Source organism: Streptomyces sp. MMG1121, from assembly GCF_001280015.1.
GTDB lineage: Bacteria > Actinomycetota > Actinomycetes > Streptomycetales > Streptomycetaceae > Streptomyces.
Window position 1 is genome coordinate 51,215 of sequence record NZ_LGDV01000051.1, and the last position, 26,949, is coordinate 78,163.

The 26,949-nt window shown below is 72.4% G+C and carries 24 protein-coding genes and 1 pseudogene; 13 read left to right on the top strand and 12 right to left on the bottom strand.

Going from position 1 to position 26,949, the window contains the following annotated elements:
- Window positions 1–12: 12 nt before the first annotated feature.
- The 5 genes and pseudogenes from ADK64_RS06940 (at window position 13) to ADK64_RS06960 (ending at window position 6,656) form a co-directional block, all read left to right on the top strand.
- The gene (locus tag ADK64_RS06940) at window positions 13–993 is read left to right on the top strand and encodes a Dyp-type peroxidase (RefSeq protein ID WP_053656127.1); all 981 of its coding nucleotides are present in this window, start codon (window positions 13–15) and stop codon (window positions 991–993) included.
- Window positions 990–1,841 (top strand): annotated as a pseudogene (locus tag ADK64_RS06945) (family 1 encapsulin nanocompartment shell protein). The gene ADK64_RS06940 and the pseudogene ADK64_RS06945 overlap by 4 nt, the downstream one beginning before the upstream one ends.
- A 192-nt stretch (window positions 1,842–2,033) precedes the next feature.
- On the top strand, window positions 2,034–4,538 hold the full coding sequence (locus tag ADK64_RS06950) for an ATP-dependent Clp protease ATP-binding subunit (protein WP_053656129.1): 2,505 nt from the start codon (window positions 2,034–2,036) through the stop codon (window positions 4,536–4,538).
- A 13-nt stretch (window positions 4,539–4,551) separates the two neighbouring features.
- Window positions 4,552–4,836 (top strand): hypothetical protein, encoded by a 285-nt coding sequence (locus tag ADK64_RS06955; protein WP_053656132.1) that lies wholly within the window; start codon window positions 4,552–4,554, stop codon window positions 4,834–4,836.
- 344 nt (window positions 4,837–5,180) lie between these two features.
- Window positions 5,181–6,656, top strand: coding sequence for a phytoene desaturase family protein (locus ADK64_RS06960; protein WP_053656134.1), 1,476 nt, complete (start codon window positions 5,181–5,183; stop codon window positions 6,654–6,656).
- 22 nt (window positions 6,657–6,678) lie between these two features.
- Here the strand turns inward: ADK64_RS06960 and ADK64_RS06965 are convergent, their stop codons facing one another.
- The 4 genes from ADK64_RS06965 to ADK64_RS06980 form a co-directional block, all read right to left on the bottom strand.
- On the bottom strand, window positions 6,679–7,704 hold the full coding sequence (locus ADK64_RS06965) for an aldo/keto reductase (protein WP_053656136.1): 1,026 nt from the start codon (window positions 7,702–7,704) through the stop codon (window positions 6,679–6,681).
- 8 nt (window positions 7,705–7,712) lie between these two features.
- On the bottom strand, window positions 7,713–8,177 hold the full coding sequence (locus ADK64_RS06970; protein WP_053656259.1) for a MerR family transcriptional regulator: 465 nt from the start codon (window positions 8,175–8,177) through the stop codon (window positions 7,713–7,715).
- A 248-nt stretch (window positions 8,178–8,425) separates the two neighbouring features.
- Window positions 8,426–9,175 (bottom strand): SDR family oxidoreductase, encoded by a 750-nt coding sequence (locus tag ADK64_RS06975; RefSeq protein WP_053656138.1) that lies wholly within the window; start codon window positions 9,173–9,175, stop codon window positions 8,426–8,428.
- Between the two features lie 148 nt (window positions 9,176–9,323).
- Window positions 9,324–9,893: a methyltransferase family protein gene (locus ADK64_RS06980; RefSeq protein WP_053656140.1), complete on the bottom strand. Its 570-nt coding sequence runs from the start codon at window positions 9,891–9,893 to the stop codon at window positions 9,324–9,326.
- Window positions 9,894–10,127: 234 nt separating this feature from the next.
- Between ADK64_RS06980 and ADK64_RS06985 the strand changes: the two genes are divergently transcribed.
- On the top strand, window positions 10,128–10,487 hold the full coding sequence (locus ADK64_RS06985; RefSeq protein ID WP_053656142.1) for a helix-turn-helix domain-containing protein: 360 nt from the start codon (window positions 10,128–10,130) through the stop codon (window positions 10,485–10,487).
- Between the two features lie 155 nt (window positions 10,488–10,642).
- Here ADK64_RS06985 and ADK64_RS06990 read toward each other — a convergent pair whose 3' ends face one another.
- The gene (locus ADK64_RS06990; protein ID WP_053656144.1) at window positions 10,643–11,287 is read right to left on the bottom strand and encodes a hypothetical protein; all 645 of its coding nucleotides are present in this window, start codon (window positions 11,285–11,287) and stop codon (window positions 10,643–10,645) included.
- Window positions 11,288–11,809: 522 nt separating this feature from the next.
- On the opposite strand from ADK64_RS06990, the gene ADK64_RS06995 reads away from it, so the two are divergent.
- Complete coding sequence (locus ADK64_RS06995) at window positions 11,810–12,271, top strand: GNAT family N-acetyltransferase (RefSeq protein WP_053656146.1); 462 nt, start codon at window positions 11,810–11,812, stop codon at window positions 12,269–12,271.
- A gap of 66 nt (window positions 12,272–12,337) precedes the next feature.
- Here ADK64_RS06995 and ADK64_RS07000 read toward each other — a convergent pair whose 3' ends face one another.
- Together ADK64_RS07000 and ADK64_RS07005 are read right to left on the bottom strand one after the other, a co-directional pair.
- Complete coding sequence (locus ADK64_RS07000; protein WP_199829512.1) at window positions 12,338–13,030, bottom strand: FMN-binding negative transcriptional regulator; 693 nt, start codon at window positions 13,028–13,030, stop codon at window positions 12,338–12,340.
- Window positions 13,006–13,962, bottom strand: a complete 957-nt coding sequence (locus ADK64_RS07005; RefSeq protein ID WP_053656148.1) for a MerR family transcriptional regulator — start codon at window positions 13,960–13,962, stop codon at window positions 13,006–13,008. The genes ADK64_RS07000 and ADK64_RS07005 overlap by 25 nt, the downstream gene beginning before the upstream one ends.
- A 194-nt stretch (window positions 13,963–14,156) precedes the next feature.
- Here ADK64_RS07005 and ADK64_RS07010 point away from each other — a divergent pair, with 194 nt between their 5' ends.
- Window positions 14,157–15,227 carry a cobalamin-independent methionine synthase II family protein gene (locus tag ADK64_RS07010; RefSeq protein WP_053656150.1) on the top strand — a complete coding sequence of 357 codons (1,071 nt, stop codon included), beginning with the start codon at window positions 14,157–14,159 and terminating at the stop codon, window positions 15,225–15,227.
- 180 nt (window positions 15,228–15,407) lie between these two features.
- Here the strand turns inward: ADK64_RS07010 and ADK64_RS07015 are convergent, their stop codons facing one another.
- Both ADK64_RS07015 and ADK64_RS07020 read right to left on the bottom strand, forming a co-directional pair.
- Window positions 15,408–16,202 (bottom strand): hypothetical protein, encoded by a 795-nt coding sequence (locus tag ADK64_RS07015; protein ID WP_159046180.1) that lies wholly within the window; start codon window positions 16,200–16,202, stop codon window positions 15,408–15,410.
- A gap of 103 nt (window positions 16,203–16,305) precedes the next feature.
- Window positions 16,306–17,019, bottom strand: a complete 714-nt coding sequence (locus ADK64_RS07020; protein WP_053656154.1) for a DUF2993 domain-containing protein — start codon at window positions 17,017–17,019, stop codon at window positions 16,306–16,308.
- A gap of 341 nt (window positions 17,020–17,360) precedes the next feature.
- On the opposite strand from ADK64_RS07020, the gene ADK64_RS07025 reads away from it, so the two are divergent.
- From ADK64_RS07025 to ADK64_RS07035, 4 genes are all read left to right on the top strand, one after another.
- Window positions 17,361–18,260, top strand: coding sequence for a thiopeptide-type bacteriocin biosynthesis protein (locus ADK64_RS07025; RefSeq protein ID WP_053656156.1), 900 nt, complete (start codon window positions 17,361–17,363; stop codon window positions 18,258–18,260).
- A 1,320-nt stretch (window positions 18,261–19,580) separates the two neighbouring features.
- Complete coding sequence (locus ADK64_RS07030) at window positions 19,581–21,068, top strand: lantibiotic dehydratase (RefSeq protein ID WP_053656158.1); 1,488 nt, start codon at window positions 19,581–19,583, stop codon at window positions 21,066–21,068.
- A 12-nt stretch (window positions 21,069–21,080) separates the two neighbouring features.
- Window positions 21,081–21,251, top strand: coding sequence for a hypothetical protein (locus ADK64_RS46560; RefSeq protein ID WP_199829507.1), 171 nt, complete (start codon window positions 21,081–21,083; stop codon window positions 21,249–21,251).
- Between the two features lie 118 nt (window positions 21,252–21,369).
- Entirely contained in the window at window positions 21,370–22,584 is a 1,215-nt protein-coding gene (locus ADK64_RS07035; RefSeq protein ID WP_053656160.1) for a lanthionine synthetase LanC family protein, read from the top strand.
- A gap of 24 nt (window positions 22,585–22,608) precedes the next feature.
- Here the strand turns inward: ADK64_RS07035 and ADK64_RS07040 are convergent, their stop codons facing one another.
- Entirely contained in the window at window positions 22,609–23,007 is a 399-nt protein-coding gene (locus tag ADK64_RS07040) for an ACT domain-containing protein (RefSeq protein WP_053656162.1), read from the bottom strand.
- A 28-nt stretch (window positions 23,008–23,035) separates the two neighbouring features.
- Window positions 23,036–24,184, bottom strand: coding sequence for an erythromycin esterase family protein (locus tag ADK64_RS07045; protein ID WP_053656164.1), 1,149 nt, complete (start codon window positions 24,182–24,184; stop codon window positions 23,036–23,038).
- Window positions 24,185–24,285: 101 nt separating this feature from the next.
- Between ADK64_RS07045 and ADK64_RS07050 the strand changes: the two genes are divergently transcribed.
- A complete protein-coding gene (locus tag ADK64_RS07050; protein ID WP_199829508.1) occupies window positions 24,286–25,020 on the top strand; it encodes a TioE family transcriptional regulator in 735 nt (244 codons plus the stop codon).
- 975 nt (window positions 25,021–25,995) lie between these two features.
- Here ADK64_RS07050 and ADK64_RS07060 read toward each other — a convergent pair.
- Window positions 25,996–26,919 carry an SDR family oxidoreductase gene (locus ADK64_RS07060; RefSeq protein WP_053656261.1) on the bottom strand — a complete coding sequence of 308 codons (924 nt, stop codon included), beginning with the start codon at window positions 26,917–26,919 and terminating at the stop codon, window positions 25,996–25,998.
- Between the last annotated feature and the right edge of the window lie 30 nt (window positions 26,920–26,949).

Below are 26,949 nucleotides of genomic sequence, written 5' to 3' on the forward strand. Positions count from 1 at the left end.
AGGCAGACGCCCGTGGTGGAGCCGCAGCCCGTCATCGTCCCGCCGGCCAGGGCCGCCGTGTTCCTCGTCGTCACTCTGGTGCCCGGTCGGGAGGACACCGTCCGCGGCCTGCTCGAGGACGTCTCCAGCCTGCGCCGTTCGGTGGCCTTCCGCGCACCCGCCGAGGAACTCAGCTGTGTCGTCGGCATCGGATCGCACGCGTGGGACCGGCTCTTCGGCGGGCCCCGCCCGCACGGCCTGCATCCCTTCGTGGACATGGTCGGCCCGCGCCACCGCGCGCTCGGCACACCGGGCGACCTCCTCTTCCACGTCCGCTCCCACCGCATGGACCTCTGCTTCGAACTCGCCCGGCTGCTGAACGAGCGTCTTCAGGGAGCGGCCACCGTGGCCGACGAGGTGCACGGCTTCAAATTCTTCGACGAACGCGATCTGCTCGGCTTCGTCGACGGCAGCGAGAACCCCGAGGGAAAGGTCGCGGACGACGCGGTGTTCATCGGCGACGAGGACGCGGAATTCGCCGGCGGCAGCTATGTGATCGTGCAGAAGTACGTGCACGACATGGCGGCCTGGAACGCTCTGTCGACCGAGGAGCAGGACATGGTCATCGGGCGCACCAAACTGGCCAACGTGGAACTCCCCGACGACGTGAAGCCCGCCGATTCCCATGTCGCCCTCAACACCATTACCGACGAGAACGGCAACGAACGCAAGATCGTGCGCGAGAACATGCCCTTCGGCACGATCGGTAAAGGCGAGTTCGGCACCTATTTCATCGGCTACTCCCGCACCCCGGACGTCACCGAGGAAATGCTGCGGAACATGTTCCTGGGCCGCGAGCCCGGCCGGCACGACCGGATCCTCGACTTCTCGGTGGCGGTCACCGGCTGCCTCTTCCACGTGCCGACCATCGGCTTCCTCGACGACCTTCCCGACGCTCCGCGCGGCGCCGCGACCACCGGATCGCTCCACCTCGGCAGCCTCAAAGGAACCTGATCACGACCACGCCCAGCCCCGCGACCACCTTGCGCCGCGAACTCGCTCCGATCAGCCAGGGGGCATGGAGCGAGATCGAGGAGGAGGCCGCACGCACCTTCCGGCGCGATGCCGGGGCCGGCGGGTGGTCGACGTCACCGGCCCCGACGGGCCCGCGCCGGCGGCGGTCGGCACGGGACGTCTCGCCGGCATCGAGGCGCCGGCCCATGGGGTCACGGCACGGTTGCGCGGGGCGCAGCCCCTGGTGGCGCCGCGGGTGCCGTTCACGGTGGGCCGCGACGCCGTGGACGACGTCGAACGCGGTGCGCAGGACTCCGACTGGCAGCCGGCCAAGGACGCGGCACGCGCCATGGCGTTCGCCGAGGACCGGGCGGTCTTCGACGGCTACGCGGCGGCGGGGATCCAGGGGCTGCGTAGCCGCACGTCCCCTCCGGTGCGCGAACTGCCCGCCGAGTCCCGCGACCATCCGGACGCCGTGAGCCAGGCCCTCACACAGCTGCGGCCGGCCGGTGCGCAGGGGGCCGTACTCCCTCATGCTCGGCGCCGACGAACACACCGCGGTCAGCGAGACCCCCGGCCACGGACATCCGGTCGCGGCACACATCGGGCACATCATGCTCGACGGGGAGCCGATCCGGGCACCCGCGATCGAGGGCGCGTTCCTGCTGTCCACGCGCGGCGGCGACGTCGGGCCGAGGCTCGGCGAGGACCTGGCGATCGGCTGTACGGCACACGATGCCACGCACATCGAGCTGTACTTCCGCCAGACCCTGACGTTTCTCGTCCGCACCGACGAGGCCGTGGTGGCACTCAGTGCAGCGGCGAGTGCGCAGCGCGGCGAGGGCTGACGCACCCCGGTGCCGCTCTCCGTTTGCGGTGCCGTGCGCGGAGGGGTTCAGTGATTACTGACCCCCGGAGACCACTGACCCCGGATGGCACGTCGACCTCCGGACCGAGTTCCGACCTCCGGATCACCGGGATCATCGCCCCCGCGTCACCGATCCCCGCGGATCACCGGTCCGCCGCGCCCAGGAGTTGTCATGTCGATGTCGTTCGGTGCACCCTTCGGTTCGTCGGATCCTTTCAGCGAGTTGTTCAACCGGTTCTTCGGGATGTCACCGGCGTCATCACCCCCCGCGGTGCAGCGCGTGCCCATCGGACGGCTGCTGACGGAGTCGTCGCAGGAGCTGCTCAACCTCGCCGCGCAGCGGGCCGTCGAGGACGGAACCAGCGACCTCGACACGGAACACCTGCTCTGGGCGGCCACCAAGGTCGATTCGTCCCGGCGGCTGCTCGCCCAGGTGGGCGTCGATCCCGACACGCTGGCGGCCGAGATCGCCAAGATCCTCCCGCGCGAGTCCGGCGAGCCGTCCGCCCAGCCGGGCCTCACCCCCGCGGCCAAGCGCACGCTCGGCGCCGCCTACGCCCAGTCGCAGGCGGCCGGGGTGTCCTACATCGGCCCCGAGCACATCCTCAGCGCGCTGCTGGGCGACAGCGACACCGGCGCCGCCAAGCTGCTGCGTGCCGAGGGCATGGACACCGACAAGCTGGCAGGCATGGCCGAACAGGCCGCCCGCAGCGACGCACTGCCCACCGAGCGCAAGCAACCGGCGACGACACTGGACGAGTTCGGCCGGGACCTCACCGAAGAGGCCAAGGCGGGCAAGCTCGACCCGGTGGTGGGCCGCGCCGCGGAGATCGAGCAGACCGTCGAGATCCTCTCCCGGCGCTCCAAGAACAACCCGGTCCTGATCGGCGAACCCGGTGTCGGCAAGACCGCCATCGTCGAGGGGCTGGCGCAGCGCATCGTGGCCGGCGAGGTCCCCGACACCCTGAAGGACAAGAGGGTCGTCTCCCTCGACCTGTCGGGCATGGTGGCCGGCGCGCAGTACCGGGGACAGTTCGAGGAGCGGCTGAAGAAGGTCATCGAGGACGTCCAGGCCGCCAAGGGCCAGATCATCCTGTTCATCGACGAACTGCACACCGTCGTCGGCGCCGGAGCCACGGGCGAGGGCTCCATGGACGCGGGCAACATGCTCAAGCCCGCACTCGCGCGCGGCGAACTCCACGTGGTGGGTGCCACGACCATCGACGAGTACCGCAAGTACGTCGAGAAGGACGCGGCGTTGGAGCGCCGGTTCCAGCCGGTGATGGTCCCGGAGCCCACCGTCGAGGAGACCGTGCAGATCCTCGAAGGGCTGCGCGACTCCTACGAGGCCCACCACCAGGTCCGCTTCGACGACGCGGCGCTGGTGGCCGCCGCCGAGATGTCCGACCGCTACATCACCGACCGCTTCCTGCCCGACAAGGCCATCGACGTGATGGACCAGGCCGGCGCCCGGGTACGGCTGCGCAGCGCGAGCCGCTCCACCGAGGTGGTCAGCCGCGAGGACCGTATCGCCAAGCTTCGCCGGGAACTCGAACAGGCCGTCTCCGCCGAGGACTTCGAGAAGGCCTCCGAGCTGAAGCGGCAGATCTCCGAGGTGGAGGGCGAACTCGCCGGGATCGAGGAGCGCCGCGAGGGCGTCGTGTCCGTCACGGCCGCCGACATCGCGGACGTCGTCTCCCGTCGCACGGGCATCCCGGTCTCCCAGCTCACCGCCAGCGAGAAGCAGAAACTCCTCAAGCTGGAGGAGGAGATGCACGCCCGGATCGTCGGCCAGGACGAGGCGGTGACCGCCGTGTCCCAGGCCGTACGACGCAACCGCGCGGGCATGGGCGACCCGAACCGGCCCGTCGGCTCGTTCCTCTTCCTGGGCCCCACCGGTGTCGGCAAGACCGAACTCGCCAAGACCCTCGCGGCCCTGCTCTTCGGCGACGAGGACCGCATGATCCGCTTCGACATGAGCGAGTTCCAGGAGAAGCACACCGTCGCCCGGCTCGTCGGTGCCCCTCCCGGATACGTCGGCTACGAGGAAGCGGGCCAGCTGACCGAGAAGGTGCGCCGTCAGCCGTACAGCGTGGTGCTGTTCGACGAGGTGGAGAAGGCACACCCCGACGTGTTCAACACCCTGCTGCAGATCCTCGACGACGGACGGCTGACCGACGGCCAGGGCCGTACCGTCGACTTCCGGCACTGCGTCATCATCATGACGTCCAACATCGGCGCGCACCGCATCCTCGACCACAAGGGCGATGTGTCCGAGCTGAAGGACGAGCTGATGGACGACCTGCGGACCAGGTTCCTGCCGGAGTTCCTCAACCGTATCGACGACATCATCATCTTCCACGGTCTGACCGAGGACGACCTGAGCCGGATCGTGGACCATCTGCTGGACCAGAGCAAGCGCAGGGTGCACGCGCAGGGCATGCGGCTCGACGTCACGGAGTCCGCGAAGAAGCTGCTCATCGCGCACGGCCACCAGCCGGAGTTCGGCGCCCGTCCGCTGCGCCGCACGATCCAGGCGGAACTCGACAACCGCATCGCCACCCTGCTGCTGAGCGGCGAGGCCGAACCCGGGGACGTGATCGTCGCCGACGTGGTGGACGACTCGCTGCACTGCTCGGTGCGGAAGAACAGCGACTCCGAGGACTCCAACGACTGACGGAGGAGGACCCATGGCGCAGCGTCACCACAAGTCCAACAAGCAGGTCGAGGGAAATCCGGACACGGGTCACGGGCGCGGCATGCCGCGCCGGCCGGACGAGACGGAACTCGACGAGCGCACGCGGGAGGACCGGCGGGAAGCGGGTCTGCCCACCGGACGGCGGGAGAACCCCGAGGCACCGTACGAGGAGGCGCAGGCCGAGATCGACCGCGAGGTCGGTGAGGGCCGGACGAGGTCCGGCGACACCCCACGCAGGGACCGGGACCCGTACCCGCCCAGCGACTACGAGGGTTGACCCGCCCTCGCCACGACGACCGGCGCCGATCGCCCGTCAGGGCCTTCGGCGCTGGAAGTCCGGTCCGTCCTCCCCTGCTCGCCCGGCGGTGGAATTGATCCAAGGTGCGAGGAACAGTCCCAAGGCGGATATTTTTCGTATCGAACATCGAGTCGTTCCCCTGGCAGGAGGTTCCCATGTCCTCGAAGCGCCGCAGGAAGAAGAAGTCGCGACGCAAGCACGCCGCCAATCACGGGCGTAGGCCCCAGTCCTGATCCGGGTCGGGCAGGCCGCTCGTGAAGCACCTCCGGGTTACCATCACCGCGGCCACTTGATTCCTGCGCGGGGCACCTCGGGGGCACGGTATGACGTCCGCGGTCGTGGTCGGCGCCGGGCCCAACGGGCTCGCCGCCGCGGCCTTCCTCGCCAAGGCGGGGCTGCACGTGACAGTCCTGGAGGCGGCGGACGAGGCCGGCGGCGGCACCCGCAGCTTCGAGGCACTGGTGCCTGGCCTGCTGCACGACCACTGCGCGGCCGTCCACCCCACGGCACCCGCCTCCCCGGCCCTGCGCGCGCTCGGCCTCGAACGGCACGGGCTGCGCTGGCGGTTGGCGGACATCGACTGCGTCCACCCGCTCGACGACGGCAGCGCCGGAGTGCTGCTGCGTTCCGTGGCGGAGACCGCCCGCCTGCTCGGTCCCGACGGCGACCGCTACCGGGCCCTCCTCGCCCTCCCCGTACGGCACTGGGACGCCCTGGCACCCGATGCGCTCGGCCCCCTGCTGCGTTTGCCCGCGCACCCGCTGCTGCTCGCGCGCTTCGGCCTGCCGGCCACCCTGCCCGCCACCGTCCTCGCCCGCCTCTTCCACACCCCGCAGGCGCGGGCCCTGTGGGCCGGAGTCGCGGCACACGCCCTGCGCCCGCTGTCGCGCCCGTTCACCTCGGCGATCGGACTCGGCATCCTCACCGCGGGCCACGCGGCCGGCTGGGCCGTGGCCGAAGGCGGTTCGCAGTCGATCGCGCGCAGCATGGAGAGTGTGCTCCGCGCCCACGGAGGCACCGTCCACACCGGTGTCTGTGTCACCGACCACTGCCAACTGCCGCCCGCCGACGTCACCCTCCTCGACCTCGACCCCGGCCAGGTGGCGGCCCTCTACGGCGACCGGCTGCCGGCCCGGGTGCGGGCCGCCTACCGCCGCTTCCGCCGCGCCCCCGCCGTCTTCAAGCTCGACCTGGCCGTCGAGGGCGGCGTGCCCTGGACCAACGAGCACGCGCGACGGGCCTGCACCGTGCACCTCGGCGGCCCGCTCGCCGAAGTGGCGCGGGCGGAGCAGGACGTGGTGGCCGGACGCATGCCCGAGCGGCCCTTCGTCCTGGTCGGCCAGCAGTACCTGGCCGACCCCTCCCGCTCGGCCGGCGACATCCACCCCCTCTACACCTACGCCCACGTCCCGTACGGCTACGACGCCGACGCCACCGAGGCCATCCTGCGCCAACTGGAGCGGTTCGCCCCCGGAGTGCGCGACCGCATCGTGGGCCGCAGGGCCACCCCGCCCGCCGGTTTCGCCGCCGCCAACCCCAACTTCACCGGCGGCGACATCATCACCGGCGCCAGGACGACCCCCCAGCTCCTCCTGGGCCCCCGCCCGGCCCTCGACCCGTACACGACCGGGATACCCGGAGTCTTCCTGTGCTCGGCGGCCACCCCGCCGGGCCCCGGCGCCCACGGTCTGTGCGGAGCCGGAGCCGCGGCGGCCGCACTGCGCCACCTGGGCATCCCGGGCTCCGGGCGGCCCAGCGCGCCCGACGCCTCGGTGCCGGATCCGGACACACGCGCCTGACGGCCGGACACCGAGCGGACTCCTAGGACTCCCGGGCCGCCGAGGTGAGGGACATGTCGGCGTAGCGCTCGCCCGCCACCCGGCCCGCGATCGGCTCCAGCGCGGCCAGCTCCTGTGCGCTCAGCGTGATCCGGGTGGCCCCCGCGTTCTCGAGCAGGCGGCCGCGCTTACGGGTCCCGGGAATCGGCACCACGGTCAGACCGTGCACCTGCGCCCGCTGCTGCACCCAGGCCAGCGCGATCTGTGCGGCACTGGCCCCGTGCTCGGCCGCGATCCGGTGCAGCGGGGCGAGCAGCGCCGTGTTCGCCTTCGCGTTGTCGCCGCTGAACCGCGGCATCTGCTGCCGGAAGTCCCCGCCGGACAACTCCTTGCTCGCGTCGGAGAAGGCACCGGTCAAAAAGCCCCGGCCGAGCGGTGAGTACGGTACGAAGGCGACGCCCAGGTCGGCGGCCGCCCCCACCACGCTGTGCTCGACGTCCCGGCTGAACAGCGACCACTCCGACTGCACCGCGGTGATCGGGTGCACGGCGTGCGCCTCGCGCAACTCGGCACCGGTCACCTCGCTCAGGCCCAGGTGCCTGACCTTGCCCTCCCGCACCAGTTCGGCCATGGCGCCGACCGACTCGGCGAGCGGGACGGCGGGGTCGCGGCGGTGCATGTAGTACAGGTCGATGACCTCGACGTCCAGGCGCCGCAGGCTCGCCTCGGCGGCCTGCCTGATGTAGGCGGGATCGTTGCGGATGGCCCGGTACGCGGGGTCGTCGGCCCGGTACTCGATCCCGAACTTGGTGGCCACGGTGAGGGTGTCGCGGTGCGCGGCCACGAACGGCGCGAGGAACTCCTCATTGGCGCCGACGCCGTACATGTCCGCGGTGTCGATGAGGGTCACGCCCGCTTCGACGGTGGCCTCCAGGGTGTCGCGGGCCGCCGCGTCGTCGGTCTGTCCGTAGGCGGCGCTGATGCCCATGGCCCCGAAGCCCTGGACGCCGACGAGGGGGCCGCCGGTGCCCAGTTCGACCTTGTGGATCTGTTCGATGGTGTTGCCCATGATGGCGCTCAGGCCCTTTCCGACGCCCGCCGGGCGTCCGCGTAAGAATCGATCTCGGCGTCGAGTACGGTCAGGGTGTCGTGCAACTCCGCGATACGCGCGAGGACTTCGCGCCGGGTCTGCTCCAGCATCCGCTGCCGCTCCACGAAGGTCTCCGCTCCCCGGCGGACCAGCTCCGCGAAGCGCACCATATCGGCGACCGGCATCCCGGTCAGCCGCAGTTTGGTCACGCACGAGAGCCACTCCACATCCCGGTCGTCGAACCGCCGCTGTCCGGCGTGCGACCGCTCCACCTGCGCCAGCAGCCCGATCTGCTCGTACCAGCGCAGCGTGTGCGCCCGCAGCCCGGTGAACGCCGCGACCTCGCGGATCGTGTACCGCCCCCGGCCGTCGGGCTCAGGCCGCACCGGCCCGGGCTCCGCGCAGATCTCCACGGACGCGGACTGCGCGGGGCTGCTGTCGATCACCGTCATGCGGACCACGCTAGATCGTTCAAGTGCGCTCCAAGCAAGTGGGTTCCGTGCGGGAGCCTGCCCGGCCCGTGCGGACCGCGTGATGCGAACAGCGCGACCTGACCAGTCGTTCGTCCAGAGAGGTCCGCATGACCGCCGTACACGGAACGACCCTCGGCAGCCCCACCCACGACGGCTCCGCCGACGCCTATTTCGTGCACCCCGACGGCGGGGCGCACCGGCTCGGCAGCCTGGTGCGCCCCACCCGCTCATGCAGCGTGGCCGCCGTCCACCGACAGCTCCGTGCCCGTCACATACACCGCCTCCGGTCCCGCGAGATAGGCGACCGCGGACGCCACCTCCTCGGCCGTGCCGAAGCGGCCCAGTGCCGTCATCGCCGCCTGACCAGACGCGAAGGGCCCGTCGGCGGGGTTCATGTCGGTGTCGGTCGGACCCGGGTGGACGATGTTCGCGGTGATCCCGCGCCCGCCCAACTCCCGGGCCAGCGCCTTCGTCAGCCCTACGACGGCCGACTTGCTCATCGTGTACAGGGTGGCCCCGGGCCCTGGGACGTGCTGCGTGATGCAGCTGCCGACGGTGATGATCCGCCCGCCGACCCCCATGAGCCCGGCAGCGGCCTGGGAGGCGAGGAACATCCCGCGGATGTTCACGGCGATGATCCGGTCCACGTCGGCGAGCGACATGTCCTCCAGCGGCTGCATCAGTGCGACGGCCGCGTTGTTCACCAGCACGTCGAGGCTCCCGAGTGCCTCCGCCGCCCGGTGCACCGCGCCCGCCGCCTCCTGCGCGTGCGCCGCGTCTGCCCGCAGGGCGACCGCCCGCCGTCCGAGTGCCTCGACGTCCCGCACCACCTCCGCCGCCGCCTCCTTGCCGTGCACATAGGTCACGGCCACGTCCGCGCCCTCCTGCGCCAGTCGCCGTGCCGTCGCCGCACCGATGCCGCGGCTGCCGCCGGTGACCAGTGCTGTCCTGCCGTTCAGGGGTGCTCGTGAAGTCATGTGTCCATTCCACCGACGGCGCCCGGGACGTGCTGGCGGCGAACGGACCTCGACCTGACGGGAAGCGCCGACAGCCGGCCGTGGGCGGGCATCACCGCGTGGGGACGGTCAGAGCAGAGTGGGAACTGCCGGAACAGGATGGGGACTGTCAGAACAGGAAGGGCACGAGGCGCTTCGTCCGCCCGCGATAGTCCGCGTACGCCGGGCCGAACGCCGCTGTCAGCAGCCGCTCCTCCGCACCGATCCGCCACAGATAGGCTGCCGTCAGCAACGCGGCCACGAGCAGGGTGGCGGGCCAGCTGCCCAGGCCCAGCGAGTACCCGATCCACACCAGCAGGCTGCCGCAGTAACCGGGGTGGCGTATCAGCCGGTACGGGCCCTCCTGGACCACGCGCTGATCGTCGACCGTGCGCAGCGTACGTGTGTAGTACTGAGCCAGGGTGCGCATGCCCCAGGCACGCAGCGCCAGCCCGCCGACCAGGACCGCGATGCCGAACCAGCGCACCGCTATGGACAGTTGACCCGTCGACGTGACCCCGAAGACCGCGTTGACCACTCCCGCGGCCACATAGCCGACGATCAGCAGCACGGTCGAACCCCGGTCGCGGTCGTCGGACTGCCAGGAACCGGTCTCCGCGTCCTTTCTGCGGCGCAACAGCACCTCGTACCCGATCCAGCACACGATGCCCAGCAAGGCGAACAGACTGGGGAGAGCCATCGCGCACACTCCTCACCTTCGGCGATGTCACCATCCACGGTCGCCCACCGCCGCGCCGGACGCACGCACCCACGGGTGGAACACGGGTGGAACACGGGTGGAAGGCGTCTCCACCCCACGGGTCAGAACCACACGACGTCGAACGAACGACGGGCGTGGTGAGGCGTCGAGACACGGGTCGACTCGGCGCACCGCTCCCCACCGGCCGTCGCCGGCCGGCTCGCGGTCGGTGCGGTGGACCTGTTCGGCACGCTGGTGGCGGAGCGGAGCCCGGCCCGCGTCCCCGACGGCGCGCGCGAACACCTGGTGCTGCGCAGCCGGGAGCACATCGACCGCCACCTCGAGGCCCCGAAGCCGAGCCCGGAGACCGTGGCCGCGGCACACCACATCTCCGTCCGGTACCTGCACCGCCTCTTCGAGGACGAGGCAACCCCCGTCGCCCGGCTCGTCCAGCGCCGCGGACTCCGGGAATGCGCGCGGGAAATCGCCCGTGGCGGCACCGCGGTGCCCAACGCGGCGGCGGTGGGCGGGCGCGGGTGTTCCGTGAACCCGTCCCACTTCAGCCGGGTGTTCCACGGGGCGTACGGCCATTGACCCCGCGCATGGCGGCGGTTGCGCGCGCAGGTGCCGGACCCGCCCGGGACACGGCGACACCCGCCGGCGCCGAACGGGACCGGGTCCCGAGCGGCCGAGGACACTCCTTCGGCGCCCGGGCGGCACGGTCAGCACGGCAGTGCTGGGGCCACGGCCTACTCGGCGGCGTCCGACCCGGTTCCCGGCTCGTTCGCCGCCGGCTCAGCGGGGGCGGGAACGGTGTAGAAGACGGACGTGCCCTGCTTGGTGCGCTGGGCGCTGTTCCTGGCGACGAGGTTCTCCAGCGTGGTGCGGATGACCTTCGTCTGGATCTCCCGCGCGGGATGTGCCTTGCCGAGCGCCTCGGCGACCTCCGCCGCGGAGCGGGGCTCCTTCTGCTCCGCCAGGTGGCCCCGGACGAGCTCGACGAGAGTGGGCTGAGCCGTCTGCGGGGCCGCCTTCTTCGCCACGGGCTTCTTCGCCACGGGCTTCTTGGCGGCCCCCTTCTTCGCCTCGGGCTCCGGCGCGCTCGCCTTCTTCGGTGCCTGACCCGCGTGGGGCGCGCTGCTCTTCTTGCGCGGGGCGGGCACCACGGCCGTGTCGGCGGTGGCGCGTGTGCTGGTCGGGGCCGCGAGACCGAGCGCCTGCCGCATGCTCACGAGAACGCCGTGATCGTGCTGCAGAGCCGCCAACTGCTCCTCCAGCGCGGCGATTTCGGCCGTGATGCGCTCCTGCTCCTTGGTGTTGCGCTCGAGGTCGTTGGACACCTGGCTGACGTAGTGCGAGGTCAACTCGGTAACGGGTGTGGTGCTTTCAGACATCTGTTCCTCCGCTCGTGACGGTGATGTGCCGCCCCTCGCGGCCGACGGTGGCAGGCGGGGAGCGGGAGTTGCGCTTCGGGGGCGCACAACACCTGGATGATACGGGTGGGTCGGCCGGTTTTCTGCTGAGTGAAGCCTGTGCGTTGCGTGCCGACAAGATGTGTCACAAGGACCGTTCATGTCTTCATACCGATCCTGCCCCGGGGAAAACGCTGTGAGCGGGGCCGCGGAGGTCTCCGGCGACGGCAAGCCCATGGTGTGCCCCCCAGGCGGAACATCCGGGCCGTCCCACCCTCCTCCCGCGGTCGCTGGTACGAGGCGCCCCAGGCCCACACGGCCGCGGAGAACGACCGGCTGTCACGGTGGCCGAGCTCACTGCACTGTTCCCGCAGGCCGAACTCGTCGTACGGCCGGGCGCCGGCCACTGTCCCTGGCCGGACGGCGCGGTCCGGTTCGGGCCAGCGGTTATGGCGTTCCCGTGCGGCCGATGACGCGGCCGACAGCGCCGATAGCATCGCGATCATGGCGGACTGGAAGATACGGCCGGCATCGGCGGCGGATGTCGAGGCGGTGGCCGAGCTGCGCGCCGTGGTGCTGAGGGCGGACCTGGAGCGGCTGGGCCGCTACGACGAACATCGCGTGCGACAGCGATTGCGTGCCGGATTCACCCCGGAGCACACCTGGGTGATCGAGGTGTCCGGCGCCCTGGCGGGTTGTGTGGCGCTGCGGCCGGCGCAGGACGCTCACCGGCTGGAGCACTTTTATCTCGGCCCGGACCTCCAGGGCAGGGGCATCGGCTCGGCCGTGCTGCGACTGCTGCTGGAGCGCTGTGACCGCGACCGTGTCCTCGTCCGGCTGAACGTGCTGCGGGGCAGCCGTGCCCGGGAGCTGTACGAGCGGCACGGTTTCACGGTCGAGTCCGAGGACCCGGTGGATGTGTTCATGGTCCGCGAGCCGGCGGCGGGCGGCACAGGCACCGACTGAGCCCCGACGCCACCGGCCGCCCGCCCGGCATCCAGCGGCCCGGGGCAGGGTGTCCTCGCACCGCGGTCAGGGTGCGTCGGTGTGCGGGCTGTGCGCGCGTACCGCGGCGGCGACCGCCGCGTCGTCGCCCCGGCCGCGGGCTTCGAGGCCCGCTATGACGCCCTCGACGTTGCGCTGCGGCTGGTTCTGGCTGAGCTTGGCCTTGGCCTCGATCCGGCTGATGACCAGTTCGACGCCGACCACCGCGCGCAACTGGCCGTCGAGGAACTTCGCCGGGGCCTGGTCGACGGACCACGGTTCGCAGGTGCCCGCTTCGTGGCGGTCGGTGAGACGGCGCATCTGTGCCGTGATCCAGGCCGGATCGTCGTGTACGACCAACTGGCCGTAGACGTGTGCGAGCACGTAGTTCCAGGTCGGCACCACACGGTGATGCTCGGCCTTCGTCGCGTACCACGTGGGCGAGACATAGGCCTGCGGCCCGTGGACGATCACCATGGCCTCGCCCTGCACCGGCTCGCGCCAGTGGCCGTTCCCGCGCGCCATGTGACCGATCAGCGAACCGTGTTCACCACCCTCCGGGTCGTACTCGAAGGGCAGGAGAGTGGCCTGGAGGCCGTGCGGGGCACGGTGATCAGGTCGGCGGCTCCGAGGTGGCTGAGCAGTGCGCGGACATCGGCGTCGGCGGGCTGGAAGTGCTGGGGGACGTACACGGACGGGCCTTTCGGGCAGAGGATCTACAGCGGGTTCGCACGGAGCCAGTTCAGGACCTGCTCGGCGTGTTCGTCCGGGGGGAACACCGGATAGAAGACGTGCTCGACCACGCTGTCGCGGACGACGAGCGTCAGCCGTTTGAACAGCCGTGTCCCGTCGGCCTCGAACGTGGGCAGGTCCAGGGCGTCGGCCAGGCCGAGGGCGGGATCGGAGAGCATGTCGAAGGGCAGCCCGAGGCGTTCCACGACCTCGTTCTGATAGGCGCTGTCCTGGCTGGACAGCCCGTACACCCGGCCGGCGCCCGCCTCCAGGAGATCCTGGAAGTGGTCACGGAAGCCGCAGGTCTCGGGCGTGCAGCCGCGGGCTCCGGGAATGGAGTTCCAGCCCTCCGGCAGGTCGGTGCCCGGGCGGCCGGTGAGGGGATAGACGTAGACGACGGCACGACGGGGCCCGAGCTCGTCCAGCCGGACCGCCCTGCCTGCCGTGTCCGGCAAGGCCAGCCGGGGCACGGGTGTGCCGGGCAGGTGGTCCGCCGCGCCGTCGTCCTCGGGGGTGGGCAGGTCCGCCGGCAGGGTCAGATAGTCCCGGCCCGCGTGGTCGCGTTCCCCGGGCGGTACGACGGCACTGCCCCGGTGGGCGGCGGCGTCCAGGCTGGCGATCAGTGTCGTACGGCGAGCGGTCAGGGCCTCGATACGCCCGGTGAGCTCGTCGATGGCCTCGCGATAGGTCGCCAGCGAGGCGGGGCAGTCGTCCGCGTACGCGCGTCCTGCCGCCAGGCACTCGAGGAAGGGCCGGGTGCGCTCGACGGGGATCCCCAGCCGGTGCAGAGCCCTGATCTCCCGCACGAGACGCACATCGTCCTCGGCGTAGTCCCGGTAACCGTTGGCGAGGCGCTCGGGAGTGATCAGCCCCAGCGACTCGTAGTACCGCACTGCTTTCGTCGTCACGCCGGCCTGACGCGCGAGTTCACCGATCTTCATGCATTCACCTCGCTCAACGCTAAACCTTGCCCCCGGGGGCAAGGTCAAGAGCCGAGTCCGCCCGCGGCTCTGCGCGGACGGCGACTGGCGTTCGAGGTCAACGCGGTGCGCGGCCGTTCCCTGAAGGGGTGGACCTGCGGGTGCGCGAGGCGTTCGGGGCGGGTCCGTGCCGGTGTGCTTCCTAGGCTGCGGCCATGATGATCCCCACCGAACCCATCGGCAGCCTCCCCCGTTCTCCCGAGCTGCTCGGGGCGATGGCCGAGTTCCAGGACGGGCGGCTGGACGCCGGCGCTCTCAAGGAGGCCCAGGAACGGGCCGTGCGCGAGACCGTCGCAGCGCTGGAGGCTGCCGGGTCGCCGGTCGTCACCGACGGCGAGCAGACCAAGCCCGACTTCCTCAGCTACCCCGTCGCGGGCACGCCCGGTCTGTCCCCCGGCGGCGCGGTGATCCCCTTCGCCGACGGGCACCAGCGACAGCTGCCCGTCCTGACGTCCGGCCCCTTCCGGTACAAGGTGTCCGCCGCCCAGTACCTGCGCGCCGCTCGGCAGCACACCCATGTGCCGGTGAAGCAGGCCGTCGTCGCGCCGTCCGCGCTGAGCCTGCTCTACCCGGCCGGCGGGATCGTGGGGTACCCGCGCGAGGAGTTCATCCACCAGCTGGCCGAGGAGTCCGAGGCGGAGATCCGCGCCTGCCTGGACGCGGGCGCGCATGTCGTCCAGCTCGACTTCGACGAGGCCCGGCTGTCCCTCAAGCTGGACCCCAGCGGACAACTGCTCGATGATCTCGTCGCCCTGAACAACCAGGTGCTGGCCCGCTTCACCGAGGACGAGCGGGCCCGGATCGGCGTGTACAGCGGGCCCGGCGCCGACCAGGCCTCCACACACAGCCTCGACGTGGACTACGCCGAGCTGCTGCCCCGGCTCTTCCGGCTCATGGCGGGCAACTTGTATCTGCAACTGGCGAGCGAGCCCGACCCGGACCGCGTCCTGCGCGTGATCGCCGGCCAGCTCCGGCCCGGCATCAGGGTCTTCGTCGGCGTGACCGACCCGACCGATCCAGCCGTCGAGACTGCCGGGCAGGTCCGCGACCGGGTGCTCCAGGCCGCCCGGCACATCCCCGTGGACCAACTGGGCACCTGCGACGACGCGGGCTTCGCCCCGTTCGCCGACGACACCTCCACGTCACGCGCCACGGCCCTCGCCAAGATCCGCGCCCGCATCGAGGGAACCGCAGCCGCCGCCCGCACCCTCGGAGCCGGCGACTAGCCTCGCCGACGGACGGACGCCTCGGTGCCGCCGCGCCTGGACCGGCCGGCCGATCACTTGGCCGTCCAGCCGGTCCTGCTCCCGACGCGGAGTCGCCTCATACCAGAGACCGAGCCGTCCGGGAGGGCACCGTATGGCCGGAGCGGGGGCGTCACAGGAGCGGCATCTCCGGTCGGCGCGTCACGGCGGAGACGGTGTCCGGGGCGCGGCCGCCGCGTCCAGGATGCGTTCGCGCAGTCGGCCGATGTCCCGGGTCACCTCTTCGGGGACGTTCTCGTTCCAGTCCAGGGCCATCTCCTCCACGGCGTCGGCGAACCACTCGCGCAGCGGTCTGCGGAACATCATGAGGCCGAGTGCGGCCACCGGGCGGAGGATCGAGCGGCCGTGGAGTGAGGCGGTCAGCCGTATCTCCCACTGGGCGTCGCCGTGCGGCCGGGGTGTCGCTCGTAGCGTGGCCGTAGCGAACCGGTGCTCGAGGCGGGCCTCGAAGGGGGGACGGGAAGGCCGTCGTCCGTCGGCCGCCTGCCACCACGCACGCAGGTCCACCCGGGCACCGCCGTGCGCGCGCAGCAGCGCCTTGCGGCCGGCGAGGGGCCGTACGGACCATTTCAGTTCGGCGGTGGCCGGCCGCTCGACGGTGCGCAGTGTGCCTTCCAGGACGGTGACCATGCCGTCGTCTCCGGGGCCGTGCTCCACCCGCAGTACCGGTGCGCCTCCCCCTTCCCGCACGGTCAGCCGAGTCGGCTCCTGCTGCCCTTCGAGGTCCTGGCCCTCCTCGGACTCGTACACCGCCCCCGGTGACAGATGGCGTCCCTTCACCAGGCGCACACCGGTCACCGCCCGTCCGTCGGGAAGCAGGACCCGTCCGTCCTCGGCGCATGTCTCGCGCACCACCTCGAAGAGCACCGGGAGAGCCCGCTCGAACCAGGCGCGGGGCACGGGTTCGACGATCACTGAGTGGCTGAGGCGGCTCATCCGTCCGCCTTCGCTCCGTACCGCCGCGGACGGACAGGGGTTCGCGGCGGCGGCGATGGGGTGCGGACGTTGCCGTGCACCGGCGATGCGGCGTGGCCGGTGCTCATCTCTCGAAGCGTGTGCTGCCCAGGGTGACCTGGTGGCCGACCATGCTGATCTCGACGCCGTCCGAGGTCGCGCGTGCCGCGGTGAAGCCGACGCCGTAGGGGAGGGGGACTCGCCATGCGGTCGCGGCCCGCTGGGCTCCGGCCACGGTCAGCGTGAGCTCGTCGCCCTGGGCGAGGAGCGTGCCCGTGCCGTCCACGTTCCTTCCGCCGACCATGCCCGTGACCCTGACCTTCGCGGCCTGTTCCGCCGACCCCGGCGCCTGGGACACGCGTACGGAGCCGCCGCTGCCGGCCAACCGCGTCACCACGCCGGACAGTTCGTCGTACGACAGCGTCAGTGTGCCGGTGGCGAGGTTCGCCTCGGCGCTGCGGGCCGTCAGGGAAGTCACCTCCACGTCGTGCAGGTCGAGATCGAACTGCTTGACGTGCAGGTAGCCGCCCTGCGCGTTGGTCGTGGTGTCGAGGGTGAACTGCCCGGCCGTGAGCTTGACGTGGCCGAAGCTCTCGCCCAGCACCTGCGTCAGGAACGGGAAACCCTGGATGGACACGTCCACGTGGCTGTCGGTGGTGTTGGCGTAGCCGTACTTCTCCTTGACGAGCCGCGCCGCCTCCTTGTCCGCGTAGTGCACGGACACGCGGTCCGCGACCGTGAACAGAACGGCCAGGACGACGACCGTGATCGCCAGGACCTTGACCCATCGACGTTGCATACCGACCCCACCCGTTGTCCCGGCCTCGTGCCGCACACGATCAGTGCGGAACTGATCATGCATGCTCGGCGGCTCGAACAACAGGCCTGTGGATAACGGTCTGTGGACGACCGCATGCTTCCTCGCGCGCCCCCGATGTGGCGCGCGGAGTGCGCCTTCGGCGCGTCACACGCTGGGTGTGCACCAGGCGCAACCCCATTGATCATATGAAGAATTGCCGTCCGTTTTTCGGGTGGGAGTAATTGTGGAATTCCGATGACAGGAGCGGATATTCGTCCGACTGGAGGACCACGGTGGAGGTCGCAGACTTGCTGGCCGATTGTCTTCGGGACGCGCGCGACATGTCTCTGGGTACGGTTCCTGTCGTCCCCGAGGGACCCGCCTACGCGGCGGCCCGGCGTACCTTTCTGACGGCCGGCCTGTCCGCGCTGCGCGTGGGTGTGCCGCAGACCGGCTGGATCCAGGTCAATCTCGCACCCGGTCCCTCGGCCTGGCAACGGACGTACCGCTGCATCGCGGACACGGCCCGCGACCTGATCGCCTCGGGCACGGTGGGTTCCTTCTTCTTCATGCACAAGTCACCGGGCCTGCGCGTCCGGTTCGAGGCCCGTGAGCCCGGACACGTCGTGCTGCGCGAGGAGTTGACGCGCCGCTTCCACGAACTCGACGGGCAGACCGCCCCGCCGGTGTGCGGGGTATACGAGCCGGAGACGTACCTCTTCGGCGGGCCGCGGTCGATGCGGCTCGTGCACGAACTGTTCACGGCGGACTCCCTCGCCTGGCTCGACCACCACACCACGACCGGTCCCGTCACGTTCGCGGACTGGCGCTTGTCCCTGGCCCTGCTGGGCGAACTCCTCGACGGGCTCGGCATCGTCGGCTGGGAGCACCGCGGGGTGTGGGAGGTGGTGCGCGACGACACCGGGCGCAGGCTGGGCACCGGCCTCGACGAGGACGCCCGCCGTGCCGCCGCCGCAATCCTCGACGTCTGGCGCACCGGTCCCCGCGCACTGCTGGACCCCTTACCCGACGCGCGGCGGTCGGTGGCCGGGGCGCACGCGGACGCGGTGCGCCGGAGCGCCGAGCGGTGGCGCACCGGGTACTTCGAGTCCGGCGACGCGGTCGTCGGCCCACGCCGTGCCGCGGCCTACTACGTCGTCTTCCACTGGAACCGCGGCCGGCTGACCCTCGCCCGGCAGAGCCTGCTGACCCATGCCCTCGCCGGCGACGGGAGGTCCTGATGTGGGCGACAACCCGATGCTGGGCGGTACGGCACTGCTGAGAGTGGCCGGGATGCCCCTGGCGGCATGGGCGGCGGCGGGCAGCCCGGAACTGTTCGCCCGTATCGCCGAGCACGCGCGCGACGGCGAACGACGTGCCGCATGCTCCCGCCTGCTGGCCGAGCGACTGGGCCTCACCGTCGTACCGCATCCCGAACTGACCGCCGCCGACCGGCGCGCCGTACTCGCCCTGCGCCGGCGCCTGCACGCCGGCGCCGCTCCGCGCCCGGCGGACTGCCGGCTGCTGGAGGGCTTGCCCACCGCCCGGGACCTCGCCCAGGAGGCCGCCCGGCTGCGCCATGACGCCGAGTCGGCGGACGAGGCCCTCGGCGAGCTGGAGCGGGCGGTGACGGCCGAGCGGGCGCGGGTGGGAGAGCTGGGCTGCTCGCTGGTGCGCGCCACCCCGGTCCTGCGGGCGTTCCTGCACGAGGCGGCACCCGGGGTGGCCGCGGACATCGTCCGGCGCCTTGCCGAGGGCGAGTCCTGGCACGGGCAACGGCTGCGCAAACGCGGGGCGTACCTGTGGCGGGCGCTGGGCCGGGCCGCGGCGAAGACGACCCCGCGCGGCTGGGCCGGCCAGGTCGTCCCGCTGCCGGTCGCCTCGGCGGCCCGGGGTGACGAGAGCGGGCACGGCGCCCGCCCACCGCTGATTCCGCCCGGCGCGGCGCTCGGTGCGCTGGCCGCCGAGGCCGTGGAGAACGTCCATCTGCTGCGCGGCCGGCTCGGCGCCCTGGACCTCAGAGCAGCCGGTCCCACGACCTTCCTCGTCCCCGCACCGCTGCACTTCCTCGATCCCGCGGGCGACGGCACGGACACCGGTACGGGCGTGTTGCGCTGCTGGGTGATCGACCCGCGCGAGCGCGGCAGAATGCGTCAGGTCGTACTCCGGCGCACCCGCCCGCTGGACGCCGTTCTCGCCCAACTCGCCGACGGTCCAAGGACGTTGGGTGACATTGAGGCGGCGCTGCTCGGCACGGCGGCGATCCGGGCAGCCGACCCCGGCCCCGGCGTGTTGCGCGGCTTCCTCGCCCACCTCGTCGAACTCGGCGTACTCCAGGTCTGCGCGGCCCCGCGCCGCCGCAGCACGGCGTGGGTACCCGCGGAGCAGGTTTGCGCGAGCGGGACACCCTGCCCCGGCCCGTACCGACACCGGCTGCCTCCCACGACGCCGGCCGTCGCGCCGCCCCGCCCGCCGCGGTCGCCGTACCGACGAGCCAAGGCCGGTCCGCGGGATCCGCGGCCACGCCCTCACCGGGATACGACCGCGGCTCTCCCCTCCCCATGGCGGACCGTGGCCCGGCCCCGGCCGCGCGGACCGCCGATTCCGACGCCTGGTTCATCGACTCGTACCGCACCGTCTCGGGCGTGGTGCCCGCAGCAGCGGTCGAGCGGGTGCAGCGGGGGCTGCGGATCGCCGCCCGTGTGGTCCTGCTGCGGGAGGCGGACCGCTCACCGTCGCCGGACGCGCGCCCCCTGCCCCCGGAGTCGGCGGCACTCGACGAACGGCCGCGCCCCCTCGGCGAGATCCTCGCCCGCAACCTGCCGGACGGTGCCTGCCCGCCACCCCCGCCGCGGACCACGCGCCGGTACACCGGCTGGCACCCCGCCGAGACCGCGGGTTCCGGCTACGCCCGGCTGCTGGCCCACCTGGCCGCGCGCACCGGTGCGGAACAGGTGGACCTGGACGACGGCCTGCTGGACGCCCTCGGCGCGCCACCGCCCCGGACCGCGCTGCCGCCCTGGCCGCTGGACTGCCTGTTACGTCCGCAGCCCGGCCCCGGACCGGTCGCCGTGCTGGAGACGGCCTCTCCCGCGGGCATCCTCGACGCCCGGTTCGCCGACGCCCTGCACACCCTGTACGGCACCTACGAGAGCCCCGACGCCTACCGTGCCTTCCTCGCCGGAGTGGAGCGGCTGACCGGCGCGCGGTTCGTCGAACTGCTGGTGCCCCCGCTGGCCGAGCGCGCCGCCAACGCCGTACGGCGTCCCGTCATCACCGAGTGGTGGACCGGCGATCCGGACCCCGCGCCGTACCAGGGGCCGGCCGGGGCGGCCGCCCGGTATCTGCCGCTGGACCGGATCACACTCCGCCGGGCCGGCTCGCAGGTGATCGCCGAGGCCGAGGGGCGGCGCGTGCTGCCCGTCCATCACGCCACCCGTTCCCCGCTGCCCCCGTACGACGTCCTGGTGCGGCTGCTGATGGCCGCCGCTCACCCCGCCGCCTCGCGAGTGATCCGGCTGGACGGCCCGGCCGGGGCGATTCCCGGTGCCGAGCGCCTGCCCCGGGTGACCGTCGGCGGGGAACTGGTCGTCAGTCCCGCCGTGTGGCGGGTGCCGCGAGCCCGGCTGTGGCGGCCCGGCGACAGCGACCTGACCAAGGCGCGCGTGCTCGCCGCCCTTCGGCACTCGGCCGGGCTGCCCCGGTTCGCGTTCGTACGGGCCGTGCCCCAGGCGAAACCGGTGCCCGTGGACTTCGAGGCGCTGACCGCCCCGCCCCTGCTGGAGCGGATCTGCGCACATCAACCCGGCCCGGAACTCCTGGTGGAGGAGATGCTCCCCGCGCCCGGGCAGCTCCTGCTGCGCGACCCCCTGCATCAGGGTGCGGCCGTGGCCGCCCAACTGCTCGTGAGACTTCCGTACGACCACAGCGCCGAGGAACTCGCCGCGCTCGCCGCCGCCGCGCTGTGCGGCACACCAGACGTCCCCGGTGCGCCCGCCCCCAACGGACGGCCCGTCCCCGGGGCGGCCACCACCCAACCCGTCCCCTGAAGGAGGACAGCAATGCCCGAAACGATGCAACTCTCCGACCTCGACACCCTCATCGGCGACCTGGAGGCCCGGATCACCGAGAGCACCCTGCCGACGCCGGAGGCCGACAGCTCCGGGTGCAGCGGTGTGTGCACGGTCATCGTCTGTGACACGGCAGTGGTCTGCAGCGGCGTGATCTGCTGATGGTCCGCCGGTAATCCTCCCGCCCGACCGGCCGCCCCGCCCGGCCCCTTCCGATCCCGCCCGGGCGGGGCGCCGGCCGGCCCTCGGGCCACAGCCCCGCACCACAGGAGGAGATGCCATGCCGCACGGCACCCACAAGGCCGAGCACACCGGCACCGCCGTCACCTCACTCGCGGTCCGGCTCCTGGACGCCTGGTCCACCAGGGCGTGCGACGGGGGAACGTCCGCCGAGGCCCCGTCCGACCCCGGAATCCCCGCCCTGGCGGCCCTGTTGCACGAGGTGGGGGAGCCGGTGAGTGCCGGTGCGGCGGTCCGCGCGGTGGCCGTGTGGGCCCGCACCGCCGGGCAGGGCCGAGGCCATCCCGGCCTGTACGACGGCGGGCTGGCCGGCACCCTGGTGGGCCTGCGCCTGGGCGCCCGGCTGCACCCTCGGCTGCACGTCGCCGCCGACCGGCTGCGCGACCGACTGGTGTGCACCACGCCGAAACGGGGCTGGCGGCGTGACCATGTCGCCTTCGCCGACTACGACTTGATCGTCGGGCCCTCCGGCATGCTGCTCGCGCTGTGTGCGGGCGCCCGGCCGACGCCCGCCGAACTCGGCCCGTTCGCCGATCATCTGGCCGCGCTGTGCGACGCGGACGAGCTGCCGAGGTTGCGGACGGCGGGTTATGCCGGCCATCCGTATCTCGACTGGCTGGACGGACGCGTCAACACCGGTATGGGGCACGGTACGGCCGGGGTCGTCGCCGCGCTCACCGCCGCGGTCCGCCATCTGGGCCCCCGCCCCGACCTGACCCGCGCCCTGCGCCACGCCACCCGATGGCTGCGGCGACAGTCCTTCGACGACGCCCGCTCCATCCGCACCTGGGACGGTGCCGGACTCGACGGGCCGCCGCCCACCGGACCACGGGCCCGCCAGGCCTGGTGCTACGGGACACCGGGCGTGTCCTGGGCGCTGTGGGACGCGGCGGACGCGCTCGGCGACCAGGAGGCCGCCGACTGGGCGGCCGGAGCCTTCGCCACGCTCGCCGAACACCACGACGAGACCTTCCACCTCTTCGGCGACCGCCCGACCGACACCCTGGCCCTGTGCCACGGCGCCGCGGGCGTGCTGGCCGTGGCCGACGCCTTCGACCACCACGCCCGCCTGCCGGCAGCGACCGAGCTGAAGACACGCCTGCTCGGCCGGCTGCTGGAGCGCCTGCCCGAACTGCACGGTCTCGGCGCCGAGACCATGGGGCTCCTCGGCGGAGCGGCGGGCTCGCTGTGTGCCCTGCTCACCGCGGCACAGGACGCTCCGCGGACCTGGCTGCCCTGTCTCGGGCTGCGCTGAGCCGCGCCTGAAGGGCGCCGCGGCTCAGGGGGTGTCATGTGCGAGCCGCCCGAGAACCCCCACCGCCCGCTCGGCGTGCTCGTACGGCACGAAGAGGTGGTCGTGGTGGAAGCCCGCGACGACGTTGCAGCTCAGGTCCGCGTCGGCGAGGGCGCGCGAGACGGCGGCGGTCAGGCCGACCGCGGCCAGCGCGGAATGCACGCGCAAGGTGATCCATCCGGCGACATAGTCGTACGCCAGCCCCGCCGCGTCGGCCTGCGCCTGCGGCACCACGAGGGTGAGGCCCTCCTGCTCGGCGACCGTCACCACCGGGGTCACACCGGACGGCACACCGCCCTGCGCCACGGTGAAGACATAGCGGCCCGGGTTCAGCTCGGGGCGCATGCCGCTGAGCAGGGTGCGCAGATCAGTCTCGCCGGTCACGGACCCACCGTACGGGCCCGAGCGGGTGTCAGGGGTGCCCGGCAGCCGAGGCGTCGCCGATGTGCAGGACCGCGTCGGCCGTGTCGAGCGTCTCCCGGTCGAGCGGGAAGTAGCCCTGCCGTGCGGTGCTGTCGGTCCGGGTGCGGGCGGGGGCGACCGTGCCGGCCGCTGCCAGACCCCAGCGGGGGAAGCGGGCCTGGAGAAGACCCTCGTAGGTGTCCGGGCCGGGATCCCGCAGGCCCAGGGCCTCGCTGCGGCCCAGGCTGCCCGCGACGAAGCGATACCGCTCGCCGAGCAGAGGTGCCACGACGGAACCGGCGCCCCACCAGTCGGCCCCCAGGTCACCTTGGCGCCAGCTGCTCAGATTGCGCTGCAGATGGAGGTTGGCCGAGAAGACCAGGGTGGGACCCCGCTCCGCCTCGATGTCCCGGATGTCCAGGAGGTTCCGGGCCATGAGGGCGTCCCGGACGGCGAGCAGCCCGGTGACCCGGGGGCCGGGTTCGAGAGGCCGCGCCGCCTGCCGGTGGTAGCGCAGCAGGCCCAGGCCGGCCGTCAGGTGTGTCCTGGCCCTGAACCACTGCTCGCGTGAGGTGGCCTTGATCAGTTCGGGTGCGCGGACGTAGAGCGAGGTGAGCATGTCGTCCCCGATCAGTCGCAGTTTCTCGGCCTCCGCCGTGGCACCGGGGGACCTGGCGGGGTCCATGACCGCCTCCGTGCGGCTCCACCGTTCGTCGTCGCCGGCGAGGTCGGCGACGTCGATGTCGAAGTCCAGGTAGGCGCGGGCGTGTTCGAGGTAGCCGCGCGGGCTGGGCGCGTTGTAGGTCTCCGTCGGGGTGTCGAAGCCATGGAAGGCGAGGCGCCCCTGCGGCGGCCGGTTCCGGTTGTAGGACCGCATCCAGGTGATCAGCCGCCTGTTGGGGTCCAGCGCCCCGAAGCCGTGGGAGAAGCCTTCGCCGAGCACCGTCTCCAGGCTGCCCACCCCCTCCCGGACGTGGTCGTCCACGGCGAGTGCGGCCACGCGGTCGGTCTCGAGGGCGATGGACCGGAAGCCGCGCTCGACCAGTTGGGCGAACAGCTCGTTGCGGACCCGCCCGAAGGCCGGCTCCTGGTGTGTCGGCTCGCCCAGTGCCAGCAGGTCGCACGGCGGGGTGACGAAGTCTCGGATGTCCTGAGTCATGAGCCTCAAGCGTATCCTTGAAAGAACGGTTGAGGCTTTGGGCGAATCCTGCTCTCGTGTCCGTTCGGACACCTGCTGTAAAGTCTCAACCGGTGAGCACCATGCGACCTACCGACCTCGCGCGTGAGCACGGCATCTCGACCCAGGCCGTCCGCAACTACGAGCGGGACGGGTGCATCCCGCCCGCCGAACGCACCCCGAGCGGCTACCGGATCTACACCGAGGTGCACGCGGCCGCGCTCCGCGCCTATCTCGCGCTCGTCCCGGCGTACGGCTACGCGGTCGCCGGCCAGATCATGAACGCACTCCACCGGGACGCGCTCGACGAGGCCCTCGCGATCATCGACCGCGGCCACAGTCGGTCGCTCCGCGACCGGGACACGCTCGACGCGGTGCGTACGGCGGTGGATCACCTGACGGCGGAATCCGGCGCCGCTGTGCTGCCCGCACCGCACCCCGCACCCGATGCCGGCGCCCGGACCGTCGGCGACCTCGCGCACCGACTCGGCGTCACCCCGGCGACCGTGCGCAACTGGGAGGAGGCCGGCATCCTCGCCCCCGGCCGGGACCCCGTCACCGGATACCGCGTCTTCGACGCCGCCGACATCCGCGACGCCGAGCTGGCACACCTGCTCCGGCGCGGGGGCTATCCGCTGGACCACATCGCCACGGTCGTCCAGCAGATCCGGACCGCCGGCGGCACGGACGCACTGGTCGCGTCCCTGGAGGCCTGGCGACGCAGACTCACCGCGCAGGGCCTGGCCATGCTCCGTGCGGCGACGCGCCTCGACACCTACCTGGTCCTGCTGGACCCCACTCCTGGACGGCTCGGCTGAGTCGGCCGCCCGACGTACGGGGGCCACGCCTCGTCCGGAGGGCTGGACCGCCCTGGTCGCGGGCAGGTCCGGCCGGGCTCAGAACCCGTCAGCGCCGTTGCGCAGTTCGTACGTCCAGTAGGCGGTCTTCGCGGCGGCCTCGTCGACGGCGGGAGCGCCGGCCGGAGCGGACACGAGGACGCTGCCCTCGGCCGGTCCAGTCGGCGGCGAAGAGGTTCACGCTGAACCGGCTGACGACCTTGTCGTCCTCGTGCGCTCCGCCCAGGGCGATCCGCACCGCTACCGTCCCGCCGCCAGTCGCGACAGCAGTTCCGCCGCCCGTTCCGAGCCCTCGGTGAACCCTGCCGCGTCGGCCGACCGGGGGTCGCCCCGCGGAGCTGGTCGGCGGGCCTCCGCCAACAGGCCAGGGCGTCCCGCAGCATCCGTACGGTGTCGACGGGCCGGCGCTGTGCCCGGGAGAGCGCGACCAGTTCCCCGAAGCGGTGGGCGTCGACCAGGGACTCGGGCATCCGCAGCTCGTACGCCGGGCCCTGGGTGGTGAGTTCGACGCCGTACTCCTGCGCGCCCTGCTCGGCGAGGAGGGCGCGCGACCGGGAGACGTGTCCCGGCAGGACCGTCTTGAAACGGGTGGGCGGCTCGTCCTCCCACAGGGCGGCCGCCAACTGGTCCACGCCCACGGTGGTGTGGGGCCGCAGCAGCATGGCCAGGAGGCTGGAGCGCTTGGCCGGACCGGGGGCCACATCACCCCTCTCGGTGATCACCGCCACGCGACGAGCAGCCGGAACTCCATCCCCCGCCTCCCCGAGTCGCTTCCCCCGGAGGTGAGGATACGTGGGCCGGTCACCTGCCTTCGGTCGCGGACCCCGGGAACGGCCTGATCAGAGGTCCGGGCCGGCGAGCGTGGACGGCGGTGGTGCCGGTCGGAGCGGCGCGGGCGCCCGTTCTCCCGCGCCCCTCCAACCGTTGGGGGTTCGGTCAGCCGGCGGTGGCCGGGGTGTGGAAGTAGTGGCCCTTGTCGAGATCGTCCAGGAGGCCGGGGTGGGTCGGCTGCCAGTCCAGCGGGTCACGGGTGAGGGCGCTCGACACCGGGGCGTCGAAACCGACGAAACCGCCCAGCCAGCCGAAGTGCTCGGCCGCCGCCTCGGGGGCCACCGACGTCGCCGGCACGCCGAGGTGGCGGCCGATCACCTCGGCGACCTCGCGGAGGGCGACGCCCTCCTCGGCGGCACCGTGCAGGACCGAGCCGGCGGGTGCCTTCTCGACCGCGAGGCGGAACAGGCGGGCGGCGTCGAAGCGGTGGACGGCCGGCCAGCGGTTGGTGCCGTCGCCGACGTACCCCGAGACGCCCTTGTCGCGGGCGACGGCGACCAGGGCGGCCATGAATCCGTTGTCCCCGTCGCCGTGGCAGGTCGGCGAGAGCCGCACCACGGACGAGCGGATGTCGTGCGAGGCGAGATCGAGCACCGCCAGGGAGGTGGCCGCCCGGACCGACAGCGGCGAGCCGTCGACCGTCGGCATGTCCCGTTCGGTCGCGAGCCTGCCGGGCGCGAGACCGGCCACGCCGGAGGCGAGGACGAAGGGGCGGTCGGTGCCGGCGAGCGCCTCGCCGAAGGTGTCCACGGCACGGCGGTCGGCCTCGGCGGCGCCCTGGAAGTCGCCGGAGAAGGCGATGTCGTGCTTGAAGGCGAGGTGGATGACCCCGTCCGAGGCGGCGGCCGCCTCGCGCAGCACGTCGAGGTCGTCGACGGTGCCGCGCACCACCTCGGCGCCGGCCTCGGCGAGCGCGGTGGCGGAGGCGTCGGAGCGGGCGAGCCCGAGGACCCGGTGTCCGGCGTCGATGAGTTCGGGAACGACGGCGGAACCGATCCAGCCGGAGGCGCCGGTCACGAAGATACGCATGGGAAGCCCCAGAAAGTCGATGTCAGTGAC

Coding starts and splice junctions, on each gene's coding strand:
- ADK64_RS07025 (WP_053656156.1), top strand. CDS start 17,361: ATGTCTCTGGGTACGGTTCCTGTCGTCCCCGAGGGACCCGCCTACGCG.
- ADK64_RS06980 (WP_053656140.1), bottom strand. CDS start 9,893: ATGGCTCTCCCCAGTCTGTTCGCCTTGCTGGGCATCGTGTGCTGGATC.
- ADK64_RS06955 (WP_053656132.1), top strand. CDS start 4,552: ATGGCGCAGCGTCACCACAAGTCCAACAAGCAGGTCGAGGGAAATCCG.
- ADK64_RS06990 (WP_053656144.1), bottom strand. CDS start 11,287: ATGTCTGAAAGCACCACACCCGTTACCGAGTTGACCTCGCACTACGTC.
- ADK64_RS06960 (WP_053656134.1), top strand. CDS start 5,181: ATGACGTCCGCGGTCGTGGTCGGCGCCGGGCCCAACGGGCTCGCCGCC.
- ADK64_RS07030 (WP_053656158.1), top strand. CDS start 19,581: ATGGCGGACCGTGGCCCGGCCCCGGCCGCGCGGACCGCCGATTCCGAC.
- ADK64_RS46560 (WP_199829507.1), top strand. CDS start 21,081: ATGCCCGAAACGATGCAACTCTCCGACCTCGACACCCTCATCGGCGAC.
- ADK64_RS06965 (WP_053656136.1), bottom strand. CDS start 7,704: ATGGGCAACACCATCGAACAGATCCACAAGGTCGAACTGGGCACCGGC.
- ADK64_RS07005 (WP_053656148.1), bottom strand. CDS start 13,962: ATGAAGATCGGTGAACTCGCGCGTCAGGCCGGCGTGACGACGAAAGCA.
- ADK64_RS07045 (WP_053656164.1), bottom strand. CDS start 24,184: ATGACTCAGGACATCCGAGACTTCGTCACCCCGCCGTGCGACCTGCTG.
- ADK64_RS06975 (WP_053656138.1), bottom strand. CDS start 9,175: ATGACTTCACGAGCACCCCTGAACGGCAGGACAGCACTGGTCACCGGC.
- ADK64_RS06995 (WP_053656146.1), top strand. CDS start 11,810: ATGGCGGACTGGAAGATACGGCCGGCATCGGCGGCGGATGTCGAGGCG.
- ADK64_RS06950 (WP_053656129.1), top strand. CDS start 2,034: ATGTCGATGTCGTTCGGTGCACCCTTCGGTTCGTCGGATCCTTTCAGC.
- ADK64_RS07035 (WP_053656160.1), top strand. CDS start 21,370: ATGCCGCACGGCACCCACAAGGCCGAGCACACCGGCACCGCCGTCACC.
- ADK64_RS07050 (WP_199829508.1), top strand. CDS start 24,286: ATGCGACCTACCGACCTCGCGCGTGAGCACGGCATCTCGACCCAGGCC.
- ADK64_RS07020 (WP_053656154.1), bottom strand. CDS start 17,019: ATGCAACGTCGATGGGTCAAGGTCCTGGCGATCACGGTCGTCGTCCTG.
- ADK64_RS07060 (WP_053656261.1), bottom strand. CDS start 26,919: ATGCGTATCTTCGTGACCGGCGCCTCCGGCTGGATCGGTTCCGCCGTC.
- ADK64_RS07010 (WP_053656150.1), top strand. CDS start 14,157: ATGATGATCCCCACCGAACCCATCGGCAGCCTCCCCCGTTCTCCCGAG.
- ADK64_RS07015 (WP_159046180.1), bottom strand. CDS start 16,202: ATGAGCCGCCTCAGCCACTCAGTGATCGTCGAACCCGTGCCCCGCGCC.
- ADK64_RS06970 (WP_053656259.1), bottom strand. CDS start 8,177: ATGACGGTGATCGACAGCAGCCCCGCGCAGTCCGCGTCCGTGGAGATC.